General features: G+C 59.1%; 24 protein-coding genes, 1 tRNA gene and 1 pseudogene. 9 read left to right on the forward strand and 17 right to left on the reverse strand.

The window, feature by feature from the left end; genetic code table 11:
* Window positions 1-3: 3 nt before the first annotated feature.
* On the reverse strand, window positions 4-408 hold the full coding sequence (locus tag ACMGGX_RS17320) for a GNAT family N-acetyltransferase (protein ID WP_181594765.1): 405 nt from the start codon (window positions 406-408) through the stop codon (window positions 4-6).
* 313 nt (window positions 409-721) lie between these two features.
* Here ACMGGX_RS17320 and ACMGGX_RS17325 point away from each other — a divergent pair, with 313 nt between their 5' ends.
* Both ACMGGX_RS17325 and ACMGGX_RS17330 read left to right on the forward strand, forming a co-directional pair.
* On the forward strand, window positions 722-979 hold the full coding sequence (locus ACMGGX_RS17325) for a YjhX family toxin (RefSeq protein WP_021240841.1): 258 nt from the start codon (window positions 722-724) through the stop codon (window positions 977-979).
* A 9-nt stretch (window positions 980-988) separates the two neighbouring features.
* The gene (locus tag ACMGGX_RS17330; RefSeq protein WP_348560863.1) at window positions 989-1,696 is read left to right on the forward strand and encodes an SAM-dependent methyltransferase; all 708 of its coding nucleotides are present in this window, start codon (window positions 989-991) and stop codon (window positions 1,694-1,696) included.
* 98 nt (window positions 1,697-1,794) lie between these two features.
* Here the strand turns inward: ACMGGX_RS17330 and ACMGGX_RS17335 are convergent, their stop codons facing one another.
* The 7 genes from ACMGGX_RS17335 to ACMGGX_RS17365 all read right to left on the reverse strand — a co-directional run bounded on the left by ACMGGX_RS17335 (window position 1,795) and on the right by ACMGGX_RS17365 (window position 8,046).
* A complete protein-coding gene (locus ACMGGX_RS17335; protein ID WP_063439613.1) occupies window positions 1,795-2,631 on the reverse strand; it encodes an alpha/beta fold hydrolase in 837 nt (278 codons plus the stop codon).
* 178 nt (window positions 2,632-2,809) lie between these two features.
* On the reverse strand, window positions 2,810-3,838 hold the full coding sequence (locus ACMGGX_RS17340; protein WP_348560864.1) for a diguanylate cyclase domain-containing protein: 1,029 nt from the start codon (window positions 3,836-3,838) through the stop codon (window positions 2,810-2,812).
* Between the two features lie 158 nt (window positions 3,839-3,996).
* Entirely contained in the window at window positions 3,997-4,215 is a 219-nt protein-coding gene (locus ACMGGX_RS17345) for an acyl carrier protein (protein WP_008499867.1), read from the reverse strand.
* A 17-nt stretch (window positions 4,216-4,232) separates the two neighbouring features.
* Window positions 4,233-5,666 (reverse strand): AMP-binding protein, encoded by a 1,434-nt coding sequence (locus ACMGGX_RS17350; RefSeq protein WP_348560865.1) that lies wholly within the window; start codon window positions 5,664-5,666, stop codon window positions 4,233-4,235.
* Entirely contained in the window at window positions 5,663-6,781 is a 1,119-nt protein-coding gene (locus ACMGGX_RS17355; protein WP_420298765.1) for an MBOAT family O-acyltransferase, read from the reverse strand. The genes ACMGGX_RS17350 and ACMGGX_RS17355 overlap by 4 nt, the downstream gene beginning before the upstream one ends.
* A 9-nt stretch (window positions 6,782-6,790) precedes the next feature.
* Window positions 6,791-6,913 carry a hypothetical protein gene (locus tag ACMGGX_RS17360; protein ID WP_023335174.1) on the reverse strand — a complete coding sequence of 41 codons (123 nt, stop codon included), beginning with the start codon at window positions 6,911-6,913 and terminating at the stop codon, window positions 6,791-6,793.
* A complete protein-coding gene (locus tag ACMGGX_RS17365; protein WP_063439616.1) occupies window positions 6,910-8,046 on the reverse strand; it encodes a D-alanyl-lipoteichoic acid biosynthesis protein DltD in 1,137 nt (378 codons plus the stop codon). Before ACMGGX_RS17365 ends, ACMGGX_RS17360 begins: the two co-directional genes overlap by 4 nt.
* A gap of 276 nt (window positions 8,047-8,322) precedes the next feature.
* On the opposite strand from ACMGGX_RS17365, the gene ACMGGX_RS17370 reads away from it, so the two are divergent.
* Window positions 8,323-8,410: transfer RNA gene (locus ACMGGX_RS17370), tRNA-Ser, on the forward strand.
* Between the two features lie 43 nt (window positions 8,411-8,453).
* Here ACMGGX_RS17370 and ACMGGX_RS17375 read toward each other — a convergent pair.
* Genes ACMGGX_RS17375 through hpxO form a run of 3 tightly spaced genes read right to left on the reverse strand, consistent with a single transcriptional unit; the run spans window position 8,454 to window position 11,607 of the window.
* A complete protein-coding gene (locus ACMGGX_RS17375) occupies window positions 8,454-9,389 on the reverse strand; it encodes a PDR/VanB family oxidoreductase (RefSeq protein WP_348560866.1) in 936 nt (311 codons plus the stop codon).
* An 11-nt stretch (window positions 9,390-9,400) separates the two neighbouring features.
* Window positions 9,401-10,435 carry a molybdenum cofactor-independent xanthine hydroxylase subunit HpxD gene (gene hpxD / locus ACMGGX_RS17380; RefSeq protein ID WP_348560867.1) on the reverse strand — a complete coding sequence of 345 codons (1,035 nt, stop codon included), beginning with the start codon at window positions 10,433-10,435 and terminating at the stop codon, window positions 9,401-9,403.
* Between the two features lie 17 nt (window positions 10,436-10,452).
* Window positions 10,453-11,607: an FAD-dependent urate hydroxylase HpxO gene (gene hpxO / locus ACMGGX_RS17385; protein ID WP_420298657.1), complete on the reverse strand. Its 1,155-nt coding sequence runs from the start codon at window positions 11,605-11,607 to the stop codon at window positions 10,453-10,455.
* Window positions 11,608-11,846: 239 nt separating this feature from the next.
* Here hpxO and uraD point away from each other — a divergent pair, with 239 nt between their 5' ends.
* Window positions 11,847-12,347 (forward strand): 2-oxo-4-hydroxy-4-carboxy-5-ureidoimidazoline decarboxylase, encoded by a 501-nt coding sequence (uraD, locus tag ACMGGX_RS17390; protein ID WP_420298658.1) that lies wholly within the window; start codon window positions 11,847-11,849, stop codon window positions 12,345-12,347.
* Complete coding sequence (gene uraH, locus ACMGGX_RS17395; protein ID WP_420298659.1) at window positions 12,344-12,667, forward strand: hydroxyisourate hydrolase; 324 nt, start codon at window positions 12,344-12,346, stop codon at window positions 12,665-12,667. The genes uraD and uraH overlap by 4 nt, the downstream gene beginning before the upstream one ends.
* Here the strand turns inward: uraH and guaD are convergent.
* Both guaD and ACMGGX_RS17405 read right to left on the reverse strand, forming a co-directional pair.
* Window positions 12,647-13,966, reverse strand: a complete 1,320-nt coding sequence (guaD, locus tag ACMGGX_RS17400) for a guanine deaminase (protein ID WP_420298660.1) — start codon at window positions 13,964-13,966, stop codon at window positions 12,647-12,649. The two genes, uraH and guaD, sit on opposite strands and share 21 nt — an antisense overlap.
* Window positions 13,967-14,065: 99 nt before the next feature.
* Window positions 14,066-15,562 carry an NCS1 family nucleobase:cation symporter-1 gene (locus ACMGGX_RS17405; RefSeq protein ID WP_029741848.1) on the reverse strand — a complete coding sequence of 499 codons (1,497 nt, stop codon included), beginning with the start codon at window positions 15,560-15,562 and terminating at the stop codon, window positions 14,066-14,068.
* A 144-nt stretch (window positions 15,563-15,706) separates the two neighbouring features.
* Here ACMGGX_RS17405 and ACMGGX_RS17410 point away from each other — a divergent pair, with 144 nt between their 5' ends.
* The 3 genes and pseudogenes from ACMGGX_RS17410 to puuE all read left to right on the forward strand — a co-directional run bounded on the left by ACMGGX_RS17410 (window position 15,707) and on the right by puuE (window position 18,115).
* On the forward strand, window positions 15,707-16,423 hold the full coding sequence (locus ACMGGX_RS17410) for a GntR family transcriptional regulator (RefSeq protein WP_010429412.1): 717 nt from the start codon (window positions 15,707-15,709) through the stop codon (window positions 16,421-16,423).
* Window positions 16,423-17,298, forward strand: a pseudogene (gene hpxA, locus ACMGGX_RS17415) (allantoin racemase). The gene ACMGGX_RS17410 and the pseudogene hpxA overlap by 1 nt, the downstream one beginning before the upstream one ends.
* Window positions 17,216-18,115, forward strand: a complete 900-nt coding sequence (puuE, locus tag ACMGGX_RS17420; RefSeq protein WP_249414617.1) for an allantoinase PuuE — start codon at window positions 17,216-17,218, stop codon at window positions 18,113-18,115. Before hpxA ends, puuE begins: the two are co-directional and overlap by 83 nt.
* Before the next feature lie 115 nt (window positions 18,116-18,230).
* Here the strand turns inward: puuE and hpxZ are convergent, their stop codons facing one another.
* The 4 genes from hpxZ to hpxW are packed head-to-tail and all read right to left on the reverse strand — an operon-like array spanning window position 18,231 to window position 21,790.
* Window positions 18,231-18,617, reverse strand: coding sequence for an oxalurate catabolism protein HpxZ (hpxZ, locus tag ACMGGX_RS17425; protein ID WP_181594778.1), 387 nt, complete (start codon window positions 18,615-18,617; stop codon window positions 18,231-18,233).
* Window positions 18,614-20,011 carry an AtzE family amidohydrolase gene (locus ACMGGX_RS17430; protein WP_420298661.1) on the reverse strand — a complete coding sequence of 466 codons (1,398 nt, stop codon included), beginning with the start codon at window positions 20,009-20,011 and terminating at the stop codon, window positions 18,614-18,616. Before ACMGGX_RS17430 ends, hpxZ begins: the two co-directional genes overlap by 4 nt.
* On the reverse strand, window positions 20,008-20,196 hold the full coding sequence (gene hpxX / locus ACMGGX_RS17435) for an oxalurate catabolism protein HpxX (protein ID WP_181594780.1): 189 nt from the start codon (window positions 20,194-20,196) through the stop codon (window positions 20,008-20,010). The genes ACMGGX_RS17430 and hpxX overlap by 4 nt, the downstream gene beginning before the upstream one ends.
* A gap of 10 nt (window positions 20,197-20,206) precedes the next feature.
* Window positions 20,207-21,790, reverse strand: coding sequence for an oxamate amidohydrolase (gene hpxW / locus ACMGGX_RS17440; protein ID WP_420298662.1), 1,584 nt, complete (start codon window positions 21,788-21,790; stop codon window positions 20,207-20,209).
* 143 nt (window positions 21,791-21,933) lie between these two features.
* Here hpxW and hpxU point away from each other — a divergent pair, with 143 nt between their 5' ends.
* Window positions 21,934-22,773 carry a MurR/RpiR family transcriptional regulator HpxU gene (gene hpxU / locus ACMGGX_RS17445; protein WP_023311063.1) on the forward strand — a complete coding sequence of 280 codons (840 nt, stop codon included), beginning with the start codon at window positions 21,934-21,936 and terminating at the stop codon, window positions 22,771-22,773.
* The last annotated feature ends 144 nt before the right edge of the window (window positions 22,774-22,917 follow it).

The raw sequence follows: 22,917 nt of genomic DNA on the forward strand, positions 1-22,917 counted from the left end.
CCATTACCAGATTCTGGCCATTCCTTCGCTTGCGGGGCGAACGAGCGTAAAACCAAATTTTGCATAAAGCTCTGGCACATCCGCCATTAAACAAACGTAGGCACCTTTGCAGGCATGGTTATCCAGCCAGGCAACAAGCGTTTCCATAATGACTCTGCCAAGCCCTTTGCCCTGATGAACAGGATCAACGGCGACGTCGACAATATCGAAATTCAACGCACCGTCCCCCACGATTCGCCCCATACCCACCGGTTTACCCTCACACAAAATATGCATGCCGTAACAGCTGCCGGGCAACGCTTTTCGTGCCGCCTCCAGCGGGCGAGGGCTAAGGCCCGAGATTTCGCGCAGGCGGCAAAAAGCCTCCGCAGTGGGGACGGTTTCAACCACGGTATAGTTATCAGGCATAATAAAGCTCCGGTCAGTGTTCAGTTGGGTGCTCCAGTCTGGCAGTAAAACTGACTAAAGACGATTTGAAGGACCGATCCAGATCACACTTTTAAAACCCCGCTATTCCCCTGTAAAAATCAGACATTATCATTCACCCCGTAAATACCTTTTCATCTCTCACCGAGGCTTTGATGCTGGAGAATGTTTTCATCAGATAATCAGTTTCCCGCCCTTTTCAGGACGGACTGGTTATCGCTGCGCTTAAACCTTACGCACGCACCTGCGGGTGTGGGCTCGTTTTTACGCATGATGATTACACAGGTTTTCCAGTATGAATTTATCCCGTCAGGAACAACGTACCTTACACGTTCTCGCCAAAGGTGGACGAATTGTGCACGTCCGCGACAGTTCTGGCCGCGTCACGTCCGTTGAGTGCTACACCCGTGAAGGGCTGGTACTGAGCGACTGCACGCTCAGCGTCTTTAAAAAACTCCGCACCAAAAAGCTGATCCGATCCGTGAACGGGCAGCCTTACCGCATCAACACCACCGGGCTGAACAACGTTCGCGCCCAGCTGGATAATCGCTAAGGAGAAGTGATGAATACACCTTACACAGATAGCTACGACCGCGCTTTTTTGCTCGATACCATGATGGGCCCAAACGCCATGCGGCTTACCGAGGAGCTGGTTGCTCAACTGCAGATTGATCCAGGAATGCGCATACTCGATCTCGGCTGCGGGAAAGGGATCTCTTCTATCCTGCTCGCCGAAAAATATGACGCCACGGTTTTTGCCGCCGATCTATGGATTACGCCGAGCGAAAACGCAGCGCGTTTCAGCGAACGGGGTCTGGACGGAAAAATTTTTCCGCTACGGGTTGATGCCACGAAAGCGATCCCGTTCGCGCATGATTACTTCGACCTGATCGTGAGCGTGGATGCGTATCAATACTTTGGCAACAATGACGCCATGCTGGGCACGCTGCTACCTTTCCTGAAACCCGGAGGACATATTGCGGTTGCCGTTCCCGGGTTTATCGGGGAATACAGCGAAACGCATCTTCCGGAGGTGGTTAAGCCTTTCTGGACGCCAGAGTGGTATTTCTATCCGCTCTCCTGGTGGAAAGCGCTGTGGGAAAAAGAGCCCGGTTCGGTTCTGACCACCGTGCGGGAGATGGATACCTGCCAGCAGGCGTGGGATGAGTTTATGCAATGCGAGATCGCCCAGGAGATGATGGTACCCATTATGGACGCGTGCGCCGGGACTTATTTCAACATGATCCAACTGGTTGCGCAGAAGCGCTAAAAGCTCATAAACAACGCCACCCTCGGGTGGCGTTCATGCATTGAATTGTGCAAATGTAGGCCGGGTAAGCGCAGCGCCACCCGGCAAGAAACGCGGCGTTATGAGCGGATAAAGGCCAGAATGTCCGCGTTGATGGTGTCCGCATGGGTGGTATGCATCCCGTGCGGGAAGCCCGGATAAATTTTCAGTACGCTGTTCGCCAGCAGTTTATCCTGCAGCAGGGCAGCGTTTTTATACGGCACGACCTGATCGTCATCGCCCTGCAACACCAGAACGGGAACCGTGATGGTTTTCAAATCTTCCGTCTGGTCGGTCTCTGAAAACGCCTTAATCCCCTCGTAGTGGGCCTTAGCGCTGCCGATCATCCCCTGACGCCACCAGTTCTGGATCGTACCCTGTGAAACGTCCGCGCCCTCCCGGTTAAAGCCGTAAAACGGGCCGCTGGCGACGTCGAGGTAAAACTGGGCGCGGTTAGCCGCCAGCGCTTTGCGGAAGCCGTCGAAAACCTCAATAGGCGTTCCGCCTGGGTTCGCGTCCGTTTTGACCATCAGCGGCGGCACGGCGCTGACGAGTACCGCTTTGGCGACGCGACCCTGCGGTTGTCCATACCGGGCAACATAGCGGGCGACCTGGCCGCCGCCGGTGGAGTGACCGACGTGTACTGCATTGCGCAGATCCAGGCTTTCAACCACGGCCGACGCGTCGGACGCATAATGATCCATGTCGTGGCCTTCACTCACCTGGTCCGAACGCCCGTGACCACGGCGATCGATAGCGATAACGCGATAGCCTTCTGCGAGGAAGAAGAGCATCTGGTTATCCCAGTCATCGGCACTCAGCGGCCAGCCGTGGTGGAAAACAATGGGTTGAGCCTCTTTTGGGCCCCAGTCTTTGTAGTAAATATTGACGCCGTCTTTCGTTGTTACGAATGCCATACCGCAGACTCCTCTGTTAAAGGCAAAACGATCCCCGGCTGAGCGCACAGCGAATCATTAATGCCTTAATTAAGTTGGCTTTTTTCTGTTTCCCGTACCGACAGTACTCCTAAAGTGTAGGAGAAATAGTAAAAGCGGTTGGTTTCATTGCTGTTAAAGGCATCCATTGCCAGCCCTATCATCGTTCTCCCGGCGTTACCCGCTTGCGGGTATACATCGCCTTGTCTGCGCTATTGAGCAACGTATCGGCATCACCTGCGTCATGAGGAAAGCGGGCAATGCCAATACTGCCGGAGATGGTAATCACCTGTTCGTTAATCAAAAAAGATTGTGCCAGCGCGGCGCTGACCTTTTCCGCCGTTTGTGTGGGTAAGGGATCGGCGGGGGTTAAATCGGGGAGCAGGGCGACAAACTCATCGCCGCCGAGGCGGGCCACCGTGTCACCTTCGCGCAGTACGCTTTGCAGACGAAATGCCACCAGCCGCAGCAGCTCGTCGCCGACGGCATGACCATGGAGATCGTTCACCGGTTTAAACCGGTCGAGGTCGATAAACAGCAGCGCCACTTCTTTATCGTGGGCGATAGCCTGGGCGATCGCCAGCTCCAGACGGTTAACCAGTAATCTCCGGTTCGGTAAACCCGTCAGGGCATCAAAGTTTGCATGCAGCCACGCGATATGTTCACGCTGTTTGCGATCGGTAATATCGCGAATAAAGGCTGAAAATATTTGCTTACCCGCTTGCTGATGCGGCCATATCGAGAGCTCAATAGGGAACTCGCCTTTGGTGCGATGCAGCGCAGCGATCTCGATAGTGCGGTTGAGAATATTCGACGGTTGCCCGGCCTGGAAGCGCATCAGGCCGCGTGCGTGCTGCTCGCGAAACGCTTCTGGTACGATCATCTTGCCAAGGCTGTTGCCTGTCGCTTCTTCCGCTGACCAGCCGAACATTCGCTCTGCCGCCTGGTTCCAGTTCACAACGTTACCGGCATGATCGATGGTAATCACCGCATCCTGCGCGGTTTCAACCAGCTGACGGTGGTACTCTTCACTCTCTTCCAGCGCCTGCTTCATCGACTCTATCTGGCTAATGCTCTCCTGCAGCTCGCGGTGCATTTCCGCCAGCGAAAGGGAGAAGAAGCGGATCCGCTCTTCAACGGACATATTTTTCATTTCTGAATAAAGATCGCCGGCGGTACGTGGCGGCATACTGAATTCCTGACAAAAGAGTTAGGTACCTATCAATTATGGCGCTTTAGATAACTTTTTGTATCGGGAGTGTGGCTGGGCAGCGGTAGGGGGCTTGCAGGTAATTTGGGCAGCAGCGATAAAACAGGCTCTGGAGCATGCCTCCAGAGCCTTCCGGGTTAGCGGTTTTCTTCAATATAGCGGGCCAGGTCCGCCGGGGTTTTCAGCACCGTCGCCACGTCAGTTGGCGGGATCATACAGCCGTAAACGTCCTGCACTTCCAGCACCATATCGACCGCGAGGATGGAGTCGAGAATGTCGGATTCAATCAGTTCATCGTGAAAGCCCACCTTACGGGATAACACTTTTTCGAACAGGGCGAGAATTTCTTGTTCCATAATTTTTCCTGGAGTCATTAATTTGTGCGGGCGTAAGCGTCCAGCAGCTTGCGGTCAATTTTGCCGTTAGGATTCAGCGGCAAAGCGTCTTTTACGATAATTTGTGAAGGCACCATATAGTGCGGAACCACCTTCGAAAGCGATGTTTTGATGGTGTCCGGCGCCATATCCGTCACGCAGAACGCGGCAATGCGCAGCACGCTGCCGCAGGATTTCATCAGCGGCAGGACCACCGCTTCGTTGATGCCGGACATGGCCAGCAGGCGGTTCTCGATCTCGTTGATTTCAATACGGTAACCGTTCAGTTTGACCTGGCTGTCGTTGCGGCCCTGGCAGTAGATCAGCCCCGCTTCATAGCCCAGATCGCCGGTACGGTAGCCGCGAAACGCTTCATCTTCCCGATGGAGTAATTTCGCCGCGTTCTCCTGCGGCAGGCCGAGATAGCCGCGCATGACGTTTTTACCCCAGATAATCAGCTCGCCGTCGGCGGAAATTTCCATTTTGCTCTCAGGCATCATGACGCCCACCGGCAGCACGGCGCTGTCGCTGTTCAGGATCGCATCCGTGATTTCAACCACGGTCGTCGCAATCGTCGCTTCCGTAGGGCCATAGGAGTTAATGATTTTGGCCTGCGGGAAGCGGCGGCGAAGCTGTTTAACCAGCGCTTTGTTGAGCACTTCACCAATGAAGATAAAGACGTTGAGCGCGGGCAAATACTCGCTGTTGAACTGCGGGGAAAGCAGCTGCTGGTAAGCAAAAGAGGGGGTCGAAACCCAGGCGGAGACCGCGTTGCTTTTCAGTCGCTCCAGCCAGTTCTCTTTCTGAATGTCTTCTTTGGCGTTCAGCACGATATGTCCGCCCATCGCCAGATTCGCCAGCAAAGGGATCAGGGAGAGGTCAAAGCTGAATACCGCGTGGTTCATCAGGACCGGTTTTTCCGGCAGTGAAAAGTCCTGGCTGACCCATTTCATGAAGTGCCATACGCTTTCACGCCCAATCTGCACGCCTTTAGGTTTACCGGTGCTGCCTGAAGTAAACATGATGTAGGCCAGATCCTGCTCCTCCAGTACCTTGCCCGGTTCCCCGGTGGCGATGAACTGCCGGGTCGCGACGTCGTAATAGTAAGGGGCGCTGGCCAGATGGCAGATCTCCCGGAGGCGCTCCTGCGGATAGATGCAGTCCACCGGGATGTAAGGAATGTTGTGCAGCAGGCAGCTATAAATCGCCACGGCGAAATCGGCCTGCTGGTGTCCGTACAATATGACCGGCGTACCGGCAACAGGCTGGCAGCGCTGATAGCGCTGCGCCCAGTCCGTCACGGCAGCGGAAAGCTGTAGCCAGCTTAAGGCTTCGTCGCTGCCGCTGATGGCCAGCTGCTGCGGGGAGGCGGGATCGCATAATGCCGCACGTAAGAAATCCTGCAGTTCCTGAAGGTCGGAGTGATTTTTCATAGAGGTGACATTCCACTAAAGATGTAAAGGGATCCCGCGGCGCTTCCCAGCGTCAGAATTCGCCCTAAAAACGCAACGGCCGGATACTGCAGGCCGCGGTGCAATGCCGGGCTGCGTTTGGCTGACCACAGCAGCATGTTGTGAGCGACGGAAATCGCGCCAAACAGCGCGCCGCTGATGACGTAATGGCGTTCCAGTCCATTCCATGCCCCCATGCAGAATAAGGTGCAAAAAATACCGATATTTTGCGCCAGCGTTTTGTTCTGACGGAAAAAGTTGAATTTCATCAGGTTCATATAAATGGGCATAAAGACCACATCGCGCAGCCATTCAGACAGGCTGATGTGGAAGCGGCGCCAGAAATCCTGCGGGTTCTTTGCCAGAAGCGGCATGTTGAAGTTTGCCGGAATATTGAGTCCAAACAGGCGGCCTGCGCCGATGGCCATATTGCTGTAGCCGGCAAAATCAAAGTACAGGTAGGTGCTGTAGGCAATCGACATCACCACGCCCACGGTCAGCGTAAACGGCTTATGGCTCCAGGGCTGTACGACAAGCGAATCAATCAGCATGGCAAACAGGAACTTCTGGACAATGCCGGTAATGATTTGCTCTAACGCAACTAAAAACTGTTCGCGGTTAAGGGCAAATACGGGCTTGCTGACGTCACTCATCCATGTCCGCCAGCGGTACATTGGGCCGGCCAGGATAATAAAGGGCATAAACAGATAGCAGAAATAGTGCAGGAAATTCTGACCTTCTTTTTTACTGCGATAGAGCAGCACGTCCAGCGCGCGGAACGTCATAAACGAGAGGCCGATCATGCCCCAGTGGTTATTTAAATGTAATTTCACCAGCAGCAGCGGCAATAATGTCAGAACGACCGCCTGCCACGTTTTTAACCATCCCTTCTCTTTTAGCGTGGCAAAAACATAAAAGCTGAAAAAAACGGTGGCGGGGACAATATAATCACCCTGAAATATATATCCCCATCCCAGCGCCGTCAGAACAGAGAGCGCAGATAACCAGGTCAGACGATGGCGTAATACGCGATTAACCAGCGCAAACGCCAGCGCGGATGAAAACAAATAAACAAAAAACATTCCTGAGCTGTACATCATTCGGCCTCAGAACTTTTGATATTCAAAATGCAGCTGCATACTCATGCTGTCATCGACAGAGGTCCACGCGACGATGGTGATCGCCAGCAGGAGATAAAGGAAAAAAAGACGGATCGCGATTTTCATCATTTAAAACTCTGTGCAATAAAGCGAATCATAGGAACCCAGGCCAGTTCGGAAGGGTGCAAACGATCCCAGTTCCAGCCATTCTGATAAGGCATGGCGTACATATCTAAATAAGGGATCTGGTTCTTTTCCAGAATGGTTTTTATTTGTTTATCAACCGGACGGAAGGTATCGGTATTGTAAAGCGCCCAGGGATTAACCGGGTCGACGATAGCAATCACCTGCACGTGACGTTCTTTCAACAGCTGGACGGTTTTACTGAAAGCGGCGATTTGCGCAGGCACAACCGGGGTGTCGTCCCACTGTTGCGGCTTGCCGTCCTCTTCGTAAATCGTTTTGTCCATCCACAGCGTAGCCGCGCTCTGCTGGCGTTTTTTATTTAACTCGCGCGCATTCGCCAGCTCTTTATCCCAGTCGGGGGCAATGTGGGCGGTTGGCTGCTGCGGCCAGGGCTGTACCGTCTGGGGCGTGACGTTGAGCAGCGCCAGCCAGTCGTTTTTTATCAGGGTGCAGACGTTGGCAAACTGGAAGCTCAGCTCGTCCCACATCAGATCGGGGTGCCAGCCAAAGACGCGCATTTGGCCAAAGGTTAAATGGCTTATTTCTTTACTATCAATATGCTTTAAATAATTAACCAGCAGCGGGCGCGCCTGCGGATCCTTCATCAGCGGATTAAAAATAGAGCCGGGAAAATTATCGGCATAGATAGCCGGTGGCAGCCCTTTTGAGTAAAAGCTGTCAGGGGCCAGAAGCAAAACAACTTTACTGTTTGCGTTAAGGCTATTTTTAAAACGTGAGAACAGTAAAAATTGCGTTTCATCATCGACGAACGCATCGCCATACGCCACGACGGGTTTGTGCAATTGCTTATTAAAGTAATTATATACAGCGTAATGTTCATCTTCTGAGGTGGCCACCTCAGACGCGCCAATGAAGAAAATAGCATTCCCTTCTAAGGCATGGGAAATAGTCGCAATTTTTTCCGCTTGTTCTTTAGGCGTGCCTGCCATTGATTTAATCAACGGCTGGAAGGTGAGGGGCGGATTGAAGCTCGTCACCAGCGGGTGAACACAGAGGAACAAAATGGCCAGGGTCGCCATCAGGATATGTAAGCAAAGCGTATTTTTGATTTTCATCATCAACCAGTAACACTGCATGGCAGTAATTTCTAAATCTGTGGGTACGCAGATTTATAACAATTACACAACAAATGACCGTTTATTTTTGTGGCATTCTATACCAGAGCGATTTAAAAGGATGAGCGTTGCTGTGTAACGGTATGTACAAGGGGGCTGTGACCGATGCGCGGCAAGCGTCTGGGTGATTTTTGCGCAGTCAAACGCCGGTGGGTAAAAATAGAAAAATTCCTGCTTTACAAGGTGCTAATAGATGTTTATAGTGCGCCTCACTTTGGAAGCGTGGCCGAGCGGTTGAAGGCACCGGTCTTGAAAACCGGCGACCCGAAAGGGTTCTAGAGTTCGAATCTCTACGCTTCCGCCAAATTCGAAACCCTGCGATAGCAATATCGCAGGGTTTTTTCGTTTTACAGCGCAATCACCAGTTCCCCGGAATGGCTTCGAGAACAGCACAGAGCCACCTGCTGGTTTGGCGCGACTTTTTCCGCCTCCGACTGCACGCTATCTCGATGATCCACCACGCCGTCAATCACCGGCGTCAGGCACGCCCCGCAGATCCCCATTTCGCATGACAGCGGTACGTCCACGCCGTTTTCCTGTAATACCTGAGCGATGGTCTTATCCGCGGGCACCGGCCAGCGCTCCCCGGTCGAGGCGAGTTTGACCGTAAAGATCTCGCCCGCGTCACCGCGTGTGGCAGGGGCCGCGGGCTGAAACGCCTCGCTGTGAAGATGGCCATCATCCCATCCCCTGGCCGTCGCCACGTCTCGCACTTTTTCCATAAACCCTGCCGGACCGCAGATCCAGGCGTGAAGACCCGCCTCAGCCGCCGGAAGATGTTCTGCCAGCGCCGTGCGCGGGCTGGCGGTATGAATGTGGCACTCACCGAACCGGGAGAGTTCGCGCGTAAACGCCGCGCTTGCGCGGCGTTTGACGTAATAGTGCAGCTCAAACGGCGTTCCGGCCGCCTTCAGCTGCAGGGCCATTGCATACAGCGGCGTAATGCCAATGCCTGCCGCCAGCAGCAACACCCGCTCAGCCTGATGCAGCGGAAACAGATTGCGCGGGGCAGAGATCGCTAATTTCTGCCCGGGTCGCAGCGTCTCGTGAACGTAGCGCGATCCGCCGCGCGAGGCGGTTTCCCGCCCCACGCAGATAAGATAGCTCTCGTCTCCACATGCCCCGGTAAGGGAATACTGGCGCACCGCGCCGCAGGGCAGGTGCACATCAATGTGCGCGCCGGGCTGCCACGCCGGCAGCGCGTTACCGTCTTCAGCTACCAGCCTGACGGCGAGGCTTTTATCGCCCTCGCGCCAAAGCCCGTCAACAATTACGCTCAGCATATCGGCCTCCGTCATACGAGGAAAAATTCGCCAAAGCCCATCTTCTTCAGTCCCCGACGGTAGGCAATTGAGCTTTTATCGGCGGGAATATGGGCTTCCAGCGTCAGGTCCAGCGGCAGACTTTCCGGGCGCTGGGTTTCGACCATCAGGCGATCCTCTTCAAAAATGCGCAGGTTAAAGGCATGTACATCCTCCACCGGAATATGCAGGTCAAAGTTACGCGCGATAGGGGCGAACATGCGGGTGACGCGCGATGACACCGGCGACGCGGCGTTCATGATGACCAGTCGCGATTCTCCCGGAAAATGAATCGTCAGGGTGGCGGTAAACGGCAGATGCATTTCAAAATGGCGCAGCCACTGGAACCCTTCTGGCGCCTGCACGGGTGAACTGGCGGGATAGTTGCTCACGGAGCTCCAGTAATCGGCAACAAAACCGAACGGCGTCTCCTGCGGCTGATAGGTGGGGACCAGCTGATTATTGGGGTCGGCAAAAGTATCGGTGTGGATCCAGGCAAAGTGCGCCACGTCCAGAAACCCCTCTACCTGACGACCGGCAAAGCCGTTCACCTCAAACGCCGGGCAGTTGATCTGCTGAAATCCGTCGTCATCCCAGTGCGGCATGGTGGGCAGCGGTACAGGATTGTCCGGGTCAAACGCCAGGCAGATCCAGATCAGGCCGAAGCGCTCTTCCACGGCGTAGTTAATCAGGTTCAGCTTCGCCGGAACGGGCTGGTCGGGGCTGGACGGAATACGGTTGCAGCGCCCGTCCTCCCCAAAGCGTAAGCCATGATAGGGGCAGATAATTCCGTGCTCATCGTGAAAGCCGAGCGTCAGCGGCACGCCGCGGTGCGGGCAGACGTCACGGGCGACCACGACCTGGTCGTTAATTCGGTAAATCACCAGCTGCTCGTCCAGCAGGGTCGCCTTGACCGGTGCCGGGCCGACGTCGCAGGCGCGCGCGACCGGATGCCAGCATTTCGCCAGGCGCAGCCAGTCCTCAGGCTCAAACGTGCAGTGGGCGGGTGGAGTCGGTTCTCTTTTCATCGTTGTCCCTCTTGCGTTCAGCCTAACGGGCCGCCCTGAATGGTTTCGCACAGACCGTTGATGATGCGCTCCCCGGTCTCCTCTTTCAGCTCCTGATACCAGGCCTGCGTCAACGCCATGTCTTTACCGTGGGTGACGTCGCAGCGTTTACGCGCCTTCAGCACCAGGTCGCGCACCCGGTCGCAGCGCAGCGCTTCGTACTGCCGCAGCGCCAGCGTAATGTTGTGGTTTTCATGCAGGCACTCACCCAGCACCACGGCGTCTTCCATCGCCGCACAGCCGCCCTGGCCGATATCCGGCGTGGTGCTGTGCGCGGCATCGCCGAGCAGCGCGATGTTGCCGCGCACCAGGCTGTCGAACGGCTCAATGTCGTGGATTTCAATGCGGTTGGTCGTTTCAGGATCCAGCGCCGCGATAAGCTTCTGCACCGGCGGCGCCCATCCGCGGAAGTAGCCCGTGAGATCGGCGCGCAGGGTGGTGCGATCCTCCGCCAGGCCCGCGGGCAGCGGCACGTCAAAAAAGAAGTAGAAGCGTCCGCCGGAGACGGGCATCAGCGACACGCGTTTGCCTTCGCCAACGAAGGTGGTCCACTGGTGCGCCGGGGCAATCTCTTCGTCAATCTTCACCAGCCCGTTCCAGTTCACGTACCCGGCGTAGCGGCGCTCCGGGGTATACCCCAGCACGTACGGGCGCACGGCGGAGTGGCTGCCGTCGGCGGCAATCAGAAAATCGCCGGCTGCCGTGGTGCCGTCGGTGAAGGTCACGCTCACGCCCGCGTCGTCTTCGCTTACGCGTTCGACGCGCTTGCCGAACTGCACCCTGTCGCGCCCCCAGAAGTCCAGCATTTCGCGCTGAAGCTCAGCGCGCGAGACGGGGCAGGGACGCCCGCCGGTACGCTCAACCAGCGGGGCAAGGCTGAAGCGGGTCAGGGTCTCGCCGCGCCGGTAATCCTTGTAGGCCATAAAACGCATCGGACCGCCGTAGGTCTCGATGATGTCGCCCATGCCGAGGTGCTGCATGCATTTCACGCCGTTAGGCCAGATGGAGATGGCCGCCCCGACGGGCCTGATCTCTTTGACGGCTTCAAACACGGTACAGTCGATGCCCGCTTTCTTCAGCGCGACGGCGGCGCTCAGGCCGCCAATACCCGCGCCAATTACGATTGCTCTCATGCTTCTCTCCTTTTGCAGGGTGTAAAGACATTCAGCAATTTGCGTACCAGGCTGCAGAGTGGTGAAAACGGCGTTGTGGGGGAGACGTTTGCACTGCTAAGGTGCGCAAACGCGGTGAACGTGCCTTTTTTTGAATCAAAAATTTCCAGTTGAGCTATACGGAATCGACTGTTTCACGCCCGCGTTCAGAGTGGCGTGGTTTGTGCAATAACCCGGAGGAAGACAATAAAGGAGACACTATGATCGCACTGCATGACTTCAATCACCTTCACCACGAAAAGGCGTTAGCGCTGATTCACCCCTGCGTGGCGCTCCCCGAGTGGGCAAATGCGCTGGCTCTGGGGCGACCCTACGCCAGCCGGGACGAATTGTTCCGTACGGCAAACGCGCTGACGCAAAACTGGGACGAAGCGGCGCTGGCGCAGGCCCTTAGCGCCCATCCGCGCATCGGGGAAAAGCCCGCAGGTTCACAGGCGGAGGCGGCGCTGTCGCGCCAGGAGCAGGGTGCGGTGAACGATCGCGATGCTGACCTTGCCCAGGCGCTGCGCGAGGGCAATGCCCGCTACGAGGCCCGCTTCGGACGCGTCTTTCTGATCCGCGCGAAGGGCCGCAGCGGCGAGGAGATTTTACAGGCGCTGCACGCGCGGCTGGAGAACAGCGACGCGCAGGAAGTCCGTGCCGCGCTGGAACAGCTGCGGGAAATTACGCTGCTACGGCTGGAAGGAGTCATTAGCGAATGAGCACACTCAGCACCCATATTCTCGATATCTCGACGGGCAAACCCGCACAGGGCGTGACGGTCCATCTGCAACAGGACGGGAACACGCTGGCCACGGGCGTGACCAACGCCCAGGGGCGCATCGCCGCGTTCGTTCCCTCTCTGCCCGCAGGCCGCTATCGGCTGGTGGCCGAGATCGGCGCGTGGTTTAGCGAAACCGGTCGCGACACGCTCTATCCCTGCGCGCAAATTGATTTTTTGACGGGAGAAACGGCAGACGAGCATTTCCACCTGCCGTTTGTGATTGCGCCCGGCGGGTGGTCAACCTACCGGGGAAGTTGACCACACCCGCTCGCCGTTGACCCAGGTCTCGCTGATGTTGCGCTCGTCGCCGAGGGTCATCAGCACAAAAAGCTGCTCGTAGATATCCTGACAGCGGCGATTGCGCAGGCGCTGCAGCGGCGTCACGTCAGGGTCGATCACCACGAAATCCGCCTCTTTGCCGGGTGCGAAGTTGCCAATCTTATCGTCGAGCCTGAGGGCGTGCGCGCCGCCCAGCGTGGCGTGATAAAAGGCCTCGCTGGCGCGCAGGCGGTAGCTCTGAAGCTGGCCGACCTTGTAGGCCTCACCCAGGGTGCGCAGCATGCTGAAGGTGGTGCCCGCGCCGACGTCGGTGCCGATGCCCATCCGCACCCTGTGCTGCCAGCAGGCGGGCAGGCGAAACAGCCCGCTGCCGAGAAACAGGTTTGAGGTGGGGCAAAACGCGACCGCTGAACCGGTGTCGTGCAGGCACTGCCACTCGCTGTGGTGAAGATGGATCGCGTGGGCAAACACGCTGCGCTCGCCGGTCAGCCCGTAGTGGTGATACACGTCCAGATAGCGCTCGTGCTCCGGCCAGAGGTCGCTCACCCAGGTCACTTCGTTGGGGTTTTCACTCAGGTGGGTCTGCATCCAGGTATCCGGGAATTCCTCTCTGAGCAGGCTGACCGCGGCGAGCAGCTCGGGGGATGAGGTCGGCGCAAAGCGCGGGGTAATGGCGTAGCCCAGCCGTCCCCGGTGGTGCCAGCGCTGGATCAGCGCCCGCGTCTGACGGTAGCTCTGCTTCGCGTCTTCGCTCAGGTAGTCCGGCGCGTGTCTGTCCATCATCACCTTTCCGGCGATAAGGCGCATGTTCAGGCGCAGGGCTTCGGTAAACAGAGCCTCGACCGATTCCGGATGCAGCGTGCAAAACACCAGCGCGGTGGTGGTGCCGTTGCTCACCAGCTGCTGAATGAAAAATTCGGCGATCTCTTTCGCGTAGGCTTCATCGGAAAACTGGCTCTCCACCGGGAAGGTGTAGGTGGTCAGCCACTCCAGCAGCTGTTCGCCAAAGGCGCCGATCATCTCCGTTTGCGGATAATGGACGTGGGTGTCGACAAAACCGGGCAACAGCAGCCTGCCGCGCAGGTCGGTGTAGCCCTTGTGGGGGTCAAGATACTGCTCGCCCTCCTGCCACGGCATCTGCGCCAGAATTTTCCCGCTCTGTATAAACAGCAGCCCGTCCTCAAGGTAGCGCGCGTGTTGGGCAATCGCGTCTGCGCTGTCGCAGACCTGGGCAATATCAAAAAATGCGCCGCGGATCGCTGTCTGGTAATCCATCATGGTTCCTGCCTTAGTGTTTGCGTAGCGGGGTGATAAGGCGCAGCAAGAACGGTGCCAGAATGAACGGGCCGCAGATACGCTGCGGCCGGAAGGAGGAAGTTACTCTTTTTGCGTCGCCACGCGGGAGCTGAACGACGTCGCGCCCGCCGTCTCGCGATCTTCCCGCGCCAGCCAGCGGTAGGTCACGCCGCCGAGGAAGACGCCGATAAACCAGCTGAAGTTCGCCACCTCATGCAGGGCCGGGATGAAGCTAATCACCAGGCCCACGGCAACGGACGGGATCAGCGCGCCAATGGCTTTCGGGTTGAAGCCGTTGCGGTACCAGTATTTGCCCTTTGGCGTGTCGTCGAACAGATCGTCAACCGACACCTTGCCGCGCTTAATCAGGTAGAAGTCGGCAATCAGAATGCCGAACAGCGGGCCGATAAACGCCCCGAGCACGTCCAGGGTGTAGTGGATAAGCTCCGGCGAGTTGAACAGATTCCACGGGGTGAGCAGGATCGAGCCGACGGCGGCAATCATGCCCCCGGTGCGGAAGCTGATCTTCTGCGGCGAGCAGTTAGAGAAATCAAACGCCGGGGAGACGAAGTTCGCGACGATGTTGATCCCGATGGTAGCGGTGATCATCGTCAGCAGGCCGATCGCCACGGCCAGATCGTTGCCCACGCGGCTGACGGTTTCGATCGGGTCGGTGATCATGCGGCCAAACAGCGACTGGGTGCCGGAGACAATGACCACGGTGACGATGGAGAACAGCAGGAAGTTAAACGGCAGCCCCCAGCGGTTGCCGCGGCGGATCTCGCCCATGCTTTTGCCGTAGCGGGAGAAGTCGCCAAAGTTGAGCAGCGGGCCGGAGAAGTAAGACACCACCAGCGCGGTCGCGGTGATCATCTGCCAGGTTTGCTCGCCCGCGCTCAGGGATTTGCTGGCGAGAGTGAAGGAAATGCCGTCAAAACCGGTCTTGTATACAATCCAGCCTGCGAGGGCCAGCATCACCACGTAGACCGCCGGACCGGCGATATCAATAAAGCGCTTGATGGCGCTCATGCCGTGCCAGAAAACCATCGCCTGCAGTACCCACATAATGGCAAAGCAGATCCAGCCGAGATGCGACAGGCCCAGGAACGCGCCTGTGGTAAGCGAAGAGAGCGACGGCCAGAACTTCAGCGCCACCAGCATCAGGGCGTTGGCGGCCAGATAGGTCTGAATACCGTACCACGCGAAGGCAATCAGCCCGCGGATCACCGCCGGAATATTGGCCCCGAACACGCCAAACGCCTGACGGCTGATCACCGCATAGGGCACGCCCGCCATCTGGCTCGGTTTGGCCACCAGGTTGGCGCACAGCTGCACGATGCAAATCCCCACCAGCAGGCAAAGCAGCACCTGCCAGCTTGCCAGCCCGAGCGTAAAGAAGCTCGCGGCGACAACATAACCCCCCATGCTGTGAACGTCCGACATCCAGAACGAAAAGATGTTGTACCAGCTCCAGTTCTGGTCACGCGTTGGTGCCAGATCCTCATTGCAAAGACGTGGGCTGTAAACCGCACCGGAATCAGCGGCCGTACCCTGCTGTGCGTTTTGACTGTTTGGCATGAAACCTGCTCCTGTGAATGAAAACCCGTTAAGCGGGAGTGCAGACGGTGTTGCAGGATCCAGGCCAAAATATTAAATCTTGTATGCAATATTTTATTTTTATGTATACGATTCGATAACGAAGAGTAAAAGACGGAGTGGTGAATGAACAACATAAACGCCCTGCAGACCGCGCCAGACCTGCATGACAAAGACGAATCGATCTTTCAGGCGCTGATGACCGCGATTGTCGAACATCAGCTGCTGCCGGGGAGCAAACTGCCGGAGGAAGCGCTGGCCGAGGTCTTTGGCGTAAGCCGCACGGGCATCCGCAAGGTGCTTCAACGACTCGCGGCTGTGCAAATGGTCACCTTAACGCCCAAGCGTGGTGCACACGTTGCCAGCCCGACGGTGGAAGAGGCGCAGCATATCTTCCGCACCCGCGCCCTGCTGGAGGTCGCCAATCTGCCGGACGTGCTGGCCCGCTGCCAGCCGCCGCACCTTGCCGCGCTGGAGGCCATCATTCGCCAGGAGCAGCAGGCGCACGAGGCGTACGACGGCCCGGCGGCAATTCGCCACTCCGCCAATTTCCACATTCAGCTGCAGGCCATCTCCGGCAACCAGGTGCTGACGGAGATGGTGACCGGCCTGAGCCAGCGCTCGTCGCTGGTGATTGCAACCTGGGGCGCGCCGTGGCGTCAGGGGTGCCGCTGCAACGATCACGAACAGCTTGTGGATCTGCTGCGCCAGAAGGCGCTCCAGCCGCTAAGCGATGCTTTGATGCACCATTTTGAACATATCGTCGCCAGCCTCTGCTTCGAGCGGGCGGGCGAGTGCCTGCCCGATTTTGCCCGGCTGTTTGCCGGCCACAAGGAGTCGTAATGTCATCTGTCTGTATACAAGTGATCAACCCCAACACCAGCCTCGCGATGACGGAAACCATCGGCGCGGCGGCCCGCGCGGTGGCGGCGCTGGGTACGGAGATCCTCGCGGTCTGCCCGAGCGCGGGCGTGCCGTCGATAGAGGGCCACTTTGATGAGGCCATCGCCGCCGTGGGGGTTCTCGAACAGGTTAAGCTCGGCAGAGAGCAGGGCGTGGACGGTCACGTCATCGCCTGCTTTGGCGATCCGGGCCTGCTGGCGGCGCGCGAGCTGGCGGAGGGGCCGGTGGTGGGTATTGCGGAAGCCGCCATGCACATGGCGACGCTGGTGGCGACGCGCTTTTCGGTGGTCACCACGCTGCCGCGCACGCTGATTATTGCCCGCCATCTGCTGCACCAGTATGGCTTTCACGATCGCTGCGCGGCGCTGCACGCTATCGATCTCCCGGTGCTGGCGCTGGAGGACGGCAGCGGTCTGGCGCAGGAGAAGGTGCGCGCGCGCTGTATACAGGCGCTGAAAGAGGACGGCTGCGGCGCCATCGTGCTGGGCTGCGGCGGCATGGCGACGCTGGCGCAGGAGCTGACGCGCGAGCTGCGCGTGCCGGTCATCGACGGCGTCAGCGCGGCGGTGAAGATGGTGGAGTCGCTTGTGGCGCTGGGGCTGTCGACCAGCAAGCACGGGGATCTGGCGTTCCCGGAGAAAAAAGCGTTAAGCGGACAGTTTCAGGCACTGAATCCATTTTAATTTTTTGGGGGTGGCAATGGGGCTTTTTGAACAGGATTACCCGCGGGATCTGCGCGGCTACGCGGGCAACCCGCCGCACGCGCGGTGGCCGAATCAGGCGCGCATCGCCGTGCAGTTTGTGCTCAATTATGAGGAAGGGGCGGAAAACCACGTTCTGCACGGCGATGCAGGATCCGAGCAGTTCCTGTCGGACATTATCGGCGCGGCCAGCTACCCGGATAAACACATGTCGATGGACTCCCTCTACGAATACGGCAGCCGCGCCGGATTCTGGCGGATCCACGGTGAATTTCAAAAGCGCGGCCTGCCGCTGACGGTCTTTGGCGTGGCGATGGCGCTGGCGCGTCACCCGGATATCGTTGAGGCTATCAAGAATGCGGATTATGACGTGGTTAGCCACGGCTGGCGCTGGATCCACTACCAGAGCATGGATATCAGCCAGGAGCGCGAACACCTTCACAAGGCGGTGCACGTGTTGACCGACCTTTTCGGAAAGCCGCCGACGGGCTGGTACACCGGGCGCGACAGCCCCAACACCCGCCAGCTGGTGGTGGAGCACGGCGGCTTCGACTATGACAGCGACTACTACGGCGACGATCTGCCCTTCTGGACGGAAGTGGCCTGCAGCGACGGCACCCGCAAGCCGCACCTGATCGTGCCGTATACGCTGGATGCTAACGACATGCGCTTCGCCACCGCGCAGGGGTTTAACACCGCCGAGCAGTTTTATACCTACCTGAAGGACAGTTTTGACGTGCTGTACGAAGAGGGGGAAAGCGCGCCGAAGATGATGTCCATCGGCATGCACTGCCGCCTGCTGGGGCGGCCGGGGCGTTTTCGCGCGCTGCAGCGTTTCCTGGATTACGTGCAGCAGCATGAGCGGGTGTGGGTCTGTACCCGCCAGCAGATTGCCGACCACTGGCGGGAAGTGCATCCGTTTCAGAAGTAAGTGTGCCGTGTTTAGCCGGGGGGCGGCTGCGCCTTACCCGGCCTACAGGACCCACAGGGCATACTGGACATCGCAGGCCCGGTAAGCGCAGCGCCACCGGGCAGGTTTTTCAGCTTTACACCATCAAACTCACCTGCGCCGCCACGATCCGCCACCCGTAGGCAAACCGCACCCACGTCTGCTGCTGGCGGCCAATGCGTTCCGTGCTCTCGCGGGTAAACTCGGTGCTGCACACCGCGTAATCCTCACCGAAGGTGGTGATGACGGTGTGGCGCAGCGTCCGCTGCAGCCCGACGGACGGGCGCGCCGCGCGAAAGGCGCGGATTTCATCAATCCCGTACAGGTTTTCACCCGCCCCCAGCCGCACCGTGTTTTTGTCGTGCCAGAACAGCTCGTCCAGCACCGCAACGTTGTTGCTCACCAGCGCGTCTTCATAGCGGTAAAACGCGGCGGTCACCTCGGCGACTACCCACGGAAGGTTAATGTCATCGTGATTCATCATGCGGCCACCTCCGCCGGGCGGGCATCGGCGATCCCACTCTCTTCCAGCACGCGCGCGACGCGCAGGCAGGCCTGCTCGTTAAACGGCGCGGCAATAAGCTGCAGGCCAATCGGCGCACCCTGCGCTGTGCGCAGCGGAACGGTGGTCACGGGCAGGCCCAGAAATGAAATCGGCTGGGTCAGCATCCCCATGCTGGCGCGAATGGGGAGCGGCTGACCGTTAATCTCCATGGTCTGCTCACCCGCGAGCGTGGCGCTGCGCGGCGTTGCCGGAGCGATCAGCACGTCGGCCTGCGCGAACAGGGTTTTAAACGCCTGGCGGGCGTGCGCGCGAAACCGCTGGGCCTGAATGTACCAGGCGGAGGGGATCATCGCCCCGGCCAGCAGCCGTTCGCGGGAATGCGGCTCAAACCGCTCGGGCTCGCGGCGAAGCGCGGGCAGGTACTGGTTTCCCCCTTCGGAGGCGCTGATGATAAACGCCGCGGAACGCGCCAGTTCGGCGTCCGGGAACTGCAGCTCATCCTGCACGTCGAGCGCCTTTGCCACCCGCGCCACGGCGTCTATGGCATCCGCGTCGCACCAGGTGGTGAAGTAGCCGCCGAGCACCGCGCAGCGCAGGCCGTCAAGCCCGCGGTCGAGCAGGGGACGCGTCTGCTCGCGCGAGCTCTCTGCCTGAAAAGCGTCGCTGCTGTCCCGGCCCTGCAGCGCGTCGTACACGGACGCCAGGTCGCACACGCGGCGGGCAAAGGGGCCGATATGATCGAGGCTCGCGACAAACGGATGGCTGCCGGATCGCGACAGGCGGCCAAAGGTGGGCTTCAGGCCGTAGATGCCGCACAGGGAGGCCGGAACGCGAATCGAGCCGTTGGTGTCGGTGCCGAGCGAAAAGTGCACCAGCCCGGCGGCCACGGCGGCGGCCGAGCCGCCGGACGACCCGCCCGCAATGCGCGCCAGATCGTGCGGGTTACGCGTGGTGCCGTAGTGACTGTTTTCGGTGGTAAAGCCGTAGGCGTAGGCGTCCATGTTCACCATCCCGGTCAGCAGTCCGCCCGCGCTGCGCAGCTGGCGCACCGCGAAGCTGTCGGCGGCCGCGGCGGGGCGCTGGCTAAACAGTTCTGCCCCGGTAAGGGTGGTGTGACCGGCAACGTCGAACAGATTTTTTACCGCGTACGGCACGCCCGCCAGCGGCGGCAGGGGGCGCTTCTCGCGGCGCAGGGTGTCGATGCTCTCGGCCTCGGCGAGCATGCGCGCTTCCGTCACGGCGGTCCAGGCGTTAATCTGCGGGTTCACGCGCGCAATCGCCTCCAGCGTCTGGCGGGCAATCTCGCGAGCGCTCAGCTCGCCTGCGCTCAGCGCATGCTGGATCGCGCTGATACTCATCTCGTGTAGCCTCATGCTTTATACACTCCTGCGATCTCCAGACGGTCGTCGAGCGGCAGCGCCATCAGCGGGGCGGCCAGGGTGGCAATGCGGCTGAACTGCAATTGCAGCTCGACGCGGCGGGCATCGTCCAGCTCTACGCCGAGCACGGACTCCATTTGCGCCAGATACGCCTGCCAGTCGGGTTGTTGTGTCGTCATTGTTTTCTCCTCAGAATCCGGCGGCCGCGCCGTTGCTGCGCGGGTCAAATGCCCCTTCGAACAGCCCGTTGGGGTGGCGGACAATCGCGCCCGCGTGGCCCATCGCTTCACTGAAGTCAGGGAACATTTCCACCTCGTGTCCGAGTGCCTGAAGCCGTGAGACCGTCTCAGCGCTAAAGCGTCCTTCCAGCTTTAACGTATCCGAGGTTTGTCCCCAGGTGCGCCCCAGCAGCCAGCGCGGGCGGGAAATGCTTTCCTGTAAAGGCACGCCCTGAATCGCGTAGCGGGTGAAGAGCGCGGCCTGGGTTTGCGGCTGTCCGTCGCCGCCCATCGATCCGTAGACCATCACGCGCCCGTCCTTAAGACGCGCCGCCGCCGGGTTCAGGGTATGGAAAGGCTGCTTGCCCGGCGCGAGGGCCAGAAGACTATCGGGATCGAGGCTGAACGATGCCCCCCGGTTCTGCCAGACGATGCCGGTGTCGGGCAGCACCACGCCGCTGCCGAACTCGTGATAGATACTCTGGATAAACGACACGGCGAGCCCGCTGTTATCCATTACCCCCATCCACACCGTATCGCCGGGGCCTTTTCCGGTGCCCCACGGCACGGCGCGGCCGTCGTCAACCCTGTCGGCAAGCGCCTGCAGGGCGGCGGGATCCAGCAGACCCTGAATATCGGTTTTCAGCTCGCGCGGGTCGGTGATGTGGGCATCGCGCAGGCCAAAGGCCAGCTTGGTGGCTTCAACGATGCGGTGAACGGTGTCGGCGTCATCGGCCTCCGCCATATTCAGGCGGTCGGTGATGCCGAGTATCGCCAGCGAGACTAGCCCCTGCGTCGGCGGGGCGTGGTTAAAGATCACCCCCTGCTGATGCTGCAGCCTCAGCGGCGCGGTGCGCCGGGCGACGTGCGCGCGTAAATCTGCCAGCGTCACGGGCAGGCCCAGCGTCTCCATGCCGTGCGCCAGCACGTCCGCCAGCGGGCCGCGGTAAAAGCTGTCCAGACCGTCTTCCACCAGGCGCGTCAACGTCGTGGCCATGGCGGGCTGGTAAAAGCGGCTCCCGACCTCTGGCGGCTTGCCGTCCACCAGCCAGGTTTCCGCGAAACCGGGGACGTCCTTCAGCTCGTCGAATTTGCTGGCCGTGGCATGGGCCTGAGAGGCCGTGACCGGCGTGCCGTTCTGTGCGTAATCAATGGCGTCGGCCAGCAGGCGAGCCAGCGGCAAGGCCTTGCCGGTTATCTCGCGCGAGACCTTCAGCGCCTCGTCCCAGCCGCTCACCGTGCCGGCGACGGTCAGCGCCGCGCGGGGGCCGCGATGAGGGATGTGCGCCAGCCCGTCGTAGGCGGCGAGCGTTGCGCGCGATCCCGCCGCGCCGCTGGCATCAATGGCGACAGGTTCGCCTTCCGGCGGCACGATAAGCCAGAAGCCATCGCCGCCCAGCCCGTTCATGTGCGGGTAAACCACGGCAACGGTGGCCGCCGCGGCGACCATCGCCTCTATCGCGCTGCCGCCTTCGCGCAGCACCGCCAGCGCGCTCTGGCTGGCAAGATGGTGGGGCGCAACGGCCATGCCGTGCGTGGAGACATTACTTTGCATGAAAAGTCCTCGTAACCCTGAAAGTCACAAGGCGCTGCAAAAGCTGTTCCAGTTCTGAAAGAAAAGTTTCAGTAAACTGGCACGTATAATGAATACGCATAATAAAAGGTACAATGTGATGAAACAAAAGTTACAGAGGCGCTATGGAACAACTGGATGAACGTCTGAAAGCACAGTACCCGTCGCTGTCGCCGCAGGAGCAGCGGGTGGCAGACTTTATTTTCGACCATTTTGACGACCTGATTAGCTACAACAGCGCCGAGCTGGCGCAGCTGAGCGGGGTGTCGAAAGCCACGGTCAGCCGTCTGTTTAAGCGTCTGGGCTATGAGAAATATAAGGACATGCGCGACGAGCTGCGCACCCTGCGCCAGAGCGGGATGCCGCTCACCGATAACCGCGACGCGGTGCAGGGCAATACGCTGCTGGCGCGCCACTATAAGCAGGAGATGGCGAACCTGACCCAGTGGGTCAATGCCCTTGACGCGCAGCAGTTTGCCGACGCCATGGCCTGCATGGTGAAGGCGCGGCGCATCGTCATTATCGGCATGCGTAACGCCTATCCGGCGGCGCTGCACCTGCGCCAGCAGCTGCTGCAGGCGCGCGGTCAGGTGCTGGTCCTGCCGCAGCCGGGGCAGAGCCTGGGCGAAGAGCTGGTGGATTTAACGCCGGACGATCTGGTGGTCATGATGGCCTTTCGCCGCCGCCCGCGCATCATCCGCCCGCTGATGCAGCAGCTTCAGAGCAGCGGTATTCCGGTGCTGCTGATGTGCGAGCCGCAGGCGCACAGCCTGTTTCCGCTGGCGAGCTGGCAGCTCTGCGCCCCGCTGGACAGCGTCTCGGCCTATGACAGCTACTCCTCAGTCAATAGCCTGATCAACCTGCTGGCAAACGCCTTCCTGCATGAAATTCTCGATAAAGGCCGTCCGCGCATTCACGAAATTGCCTCCCTCTACCAGCAGCTGGACGAACTCGAACAACGATAATGGGGCATCAGGCTGGTGCTTTGCATTGAAATGGTGCATATGGCGGGTCGGGAAAACGCAGGTTTTTTCGACCCGTCCGCGTTTTATCAGGCTTTACAAGAATATTCCCCGCTTCGCCCTATCTGGCACATTAGTTGCAAAATC

Origin of the sequence: Enterobacter sp. BNK-29, from assembly GCF_048684785.1 — a bacterium.
GTDB lineage: Bacteria > Pseudomonadota > Gammaproteobacteria > Enterobacterales > Enterobacteriaceae > Enterobacter > Enterobacter cloacae_M.

Coding starts and splice junctions, on each gene's coding strand:
- ACMGGX_RS17320 (WP_181594765.1), bottom strand. CDS start 408: ATGCCTGATAACTATACCGTGGTTGAAACCGTCCCCACTGCGGAGGCT.
- ACMGGX_RS17325 (WP_021240841.1), top strand. CDS start 722: ATGAATTTATCCCGTCAGGAACAACGTACCTTACACGTTCTCGCCAAA.
- ACMGGX_RS17330 (WP_348560863.1), top strand. CDS start 989: ATGAATACACCTTACACAGATAGCTACGACCGCGCTTTTTTGCTCGAT.
- ACMGGX_RS17335 (WP_063439613.1), bottom strand. CDS start 2,631: ATGGCATTCGTAACAACGAAAGACGGCGTCAATATTTACTACAAAGAC.
- ACMGGX_RS17340 (WP_348560864.1), bottom strand. CDS start 3,838: ATGCCGCCACGTACCGCCGGCGATCTTTATTCAGAAATGAAAAATATG.
- ACMGGX_RS17345 (WP_008499867.1), bottom strand. CDS start 4,215: ATGGAACAAGAAATTCTCGCCCTGTTCGAAAAAGTGTTATCCCGTAAG.
- ACMGGX_RS17350 (WP_348560865.1), bottom strand. CDS start 5,666: ATGAAAAATCACTCCGACCTTCAGGAACTGCAGGATTTCTTACGTGCG.
- ACMGGX_RS17355 (WP_420298765.1), bottom strand. CDS start 6,781: ATGTACAGCTCAGGAATGTTTTTTGTTTATTTGTTTTCATCCGCGCTG.
- ACMGGX_RS17360 (WP_023335174.1), bottom strand. CDS start 6,913: ATGATGAAAATCGCGATCCGTCTTTTTTTCCTTTATCTCCTGCTGGCG.
- ACMGGX_RS17365 (WP_063439616.1), bottom strand. CDS start 8,046: ATGAAAATCAAAAATACGCTTTGCTTACATATCCTGATGGCGACCCTG.
- ACMGGX_RS17375 (WP_348560866.1), bottom strand. CDS start 9,389: ATGCTGAGCGTAATTGTTGACGGGCTTTGGCGCGAGGGCGATAAAAGC.
- hpxD (WP_348560867.1), bottom strand. CDS start 10,435: ATGAAAAGAGAACCGACTCCACCCGCCCACTGCACGTTTGAGCCTGAG.
- hpxO (WP_420298657.1), bottom strand. CDS start 11,607: ATGAGAGCAATCGTAATTGGCGCGGGTATTGGCGGCCTGAGCGCCGCC.
- uraD (WP_420298658.1), top strand. CDS start 11,847: ATGATCGCACTGCATGACTTCAATCACCTTCACCACGAAAAGGCGTTA.
- uraH (WP_420298659.1), top strand. CDS start 12,344: ATGAGCACACTCAGCACCCATATTCTCGATATCTCGACGGGCAAACCC.
- guaD (WP_420298660.1), bottom strand. CDS start 13,966: ATGATGGATTACCAGACAGCGATCCGCGGCGCATTTTTTGATATTGCC.
- ACMGGX_RS17405 (WP_029741848.1), bottom strand. CDS start 15,562: ATGCCAAACAGTCAAAACGCACAGCAGGGTACGGCCGCTGATTCCGGT.
- ACMGGX_RS17410 (WP_010429412.1), top strand. CDS start 15,707: ATGAACAACATAAACGCCCTGCAGACCGCGCCAGACCTGCATGACAAA.
- hpxZ (WP_181594778.1), bottom strand. CDS start 18,617: ATGATGAATCACGATGACATTAACCTTCCGTGGGTAGTCGCCGAGGTG.
- ACMGGX_RS17430 (WP_420298661.1), bottom strand. CDS start 20,011: ATGAGGCTACACGAGATGAGTATCAGCGCGATCCAGCATGCGCTGAGC.
- hpxX (WP_181594780.1), bottom strand. CDS start 20,196: ATGACGACACAACAACCCGACTGGCAGGCGTATCTGGCGCAAATGGAG.
- hpxW (WP_420298662.1), bottom strand. CDS start 21,790: ATGCAAAGTAATGTCTCCACGCACGGCATGGCCGTTGCGCCCCACCAT.
- hpxU (WP_023311063.1), top strand. CDS start 21,934: ATGGAACAACTGGATGAACGTCTGAAAGCACAGTACCCGTCGCTGTCG.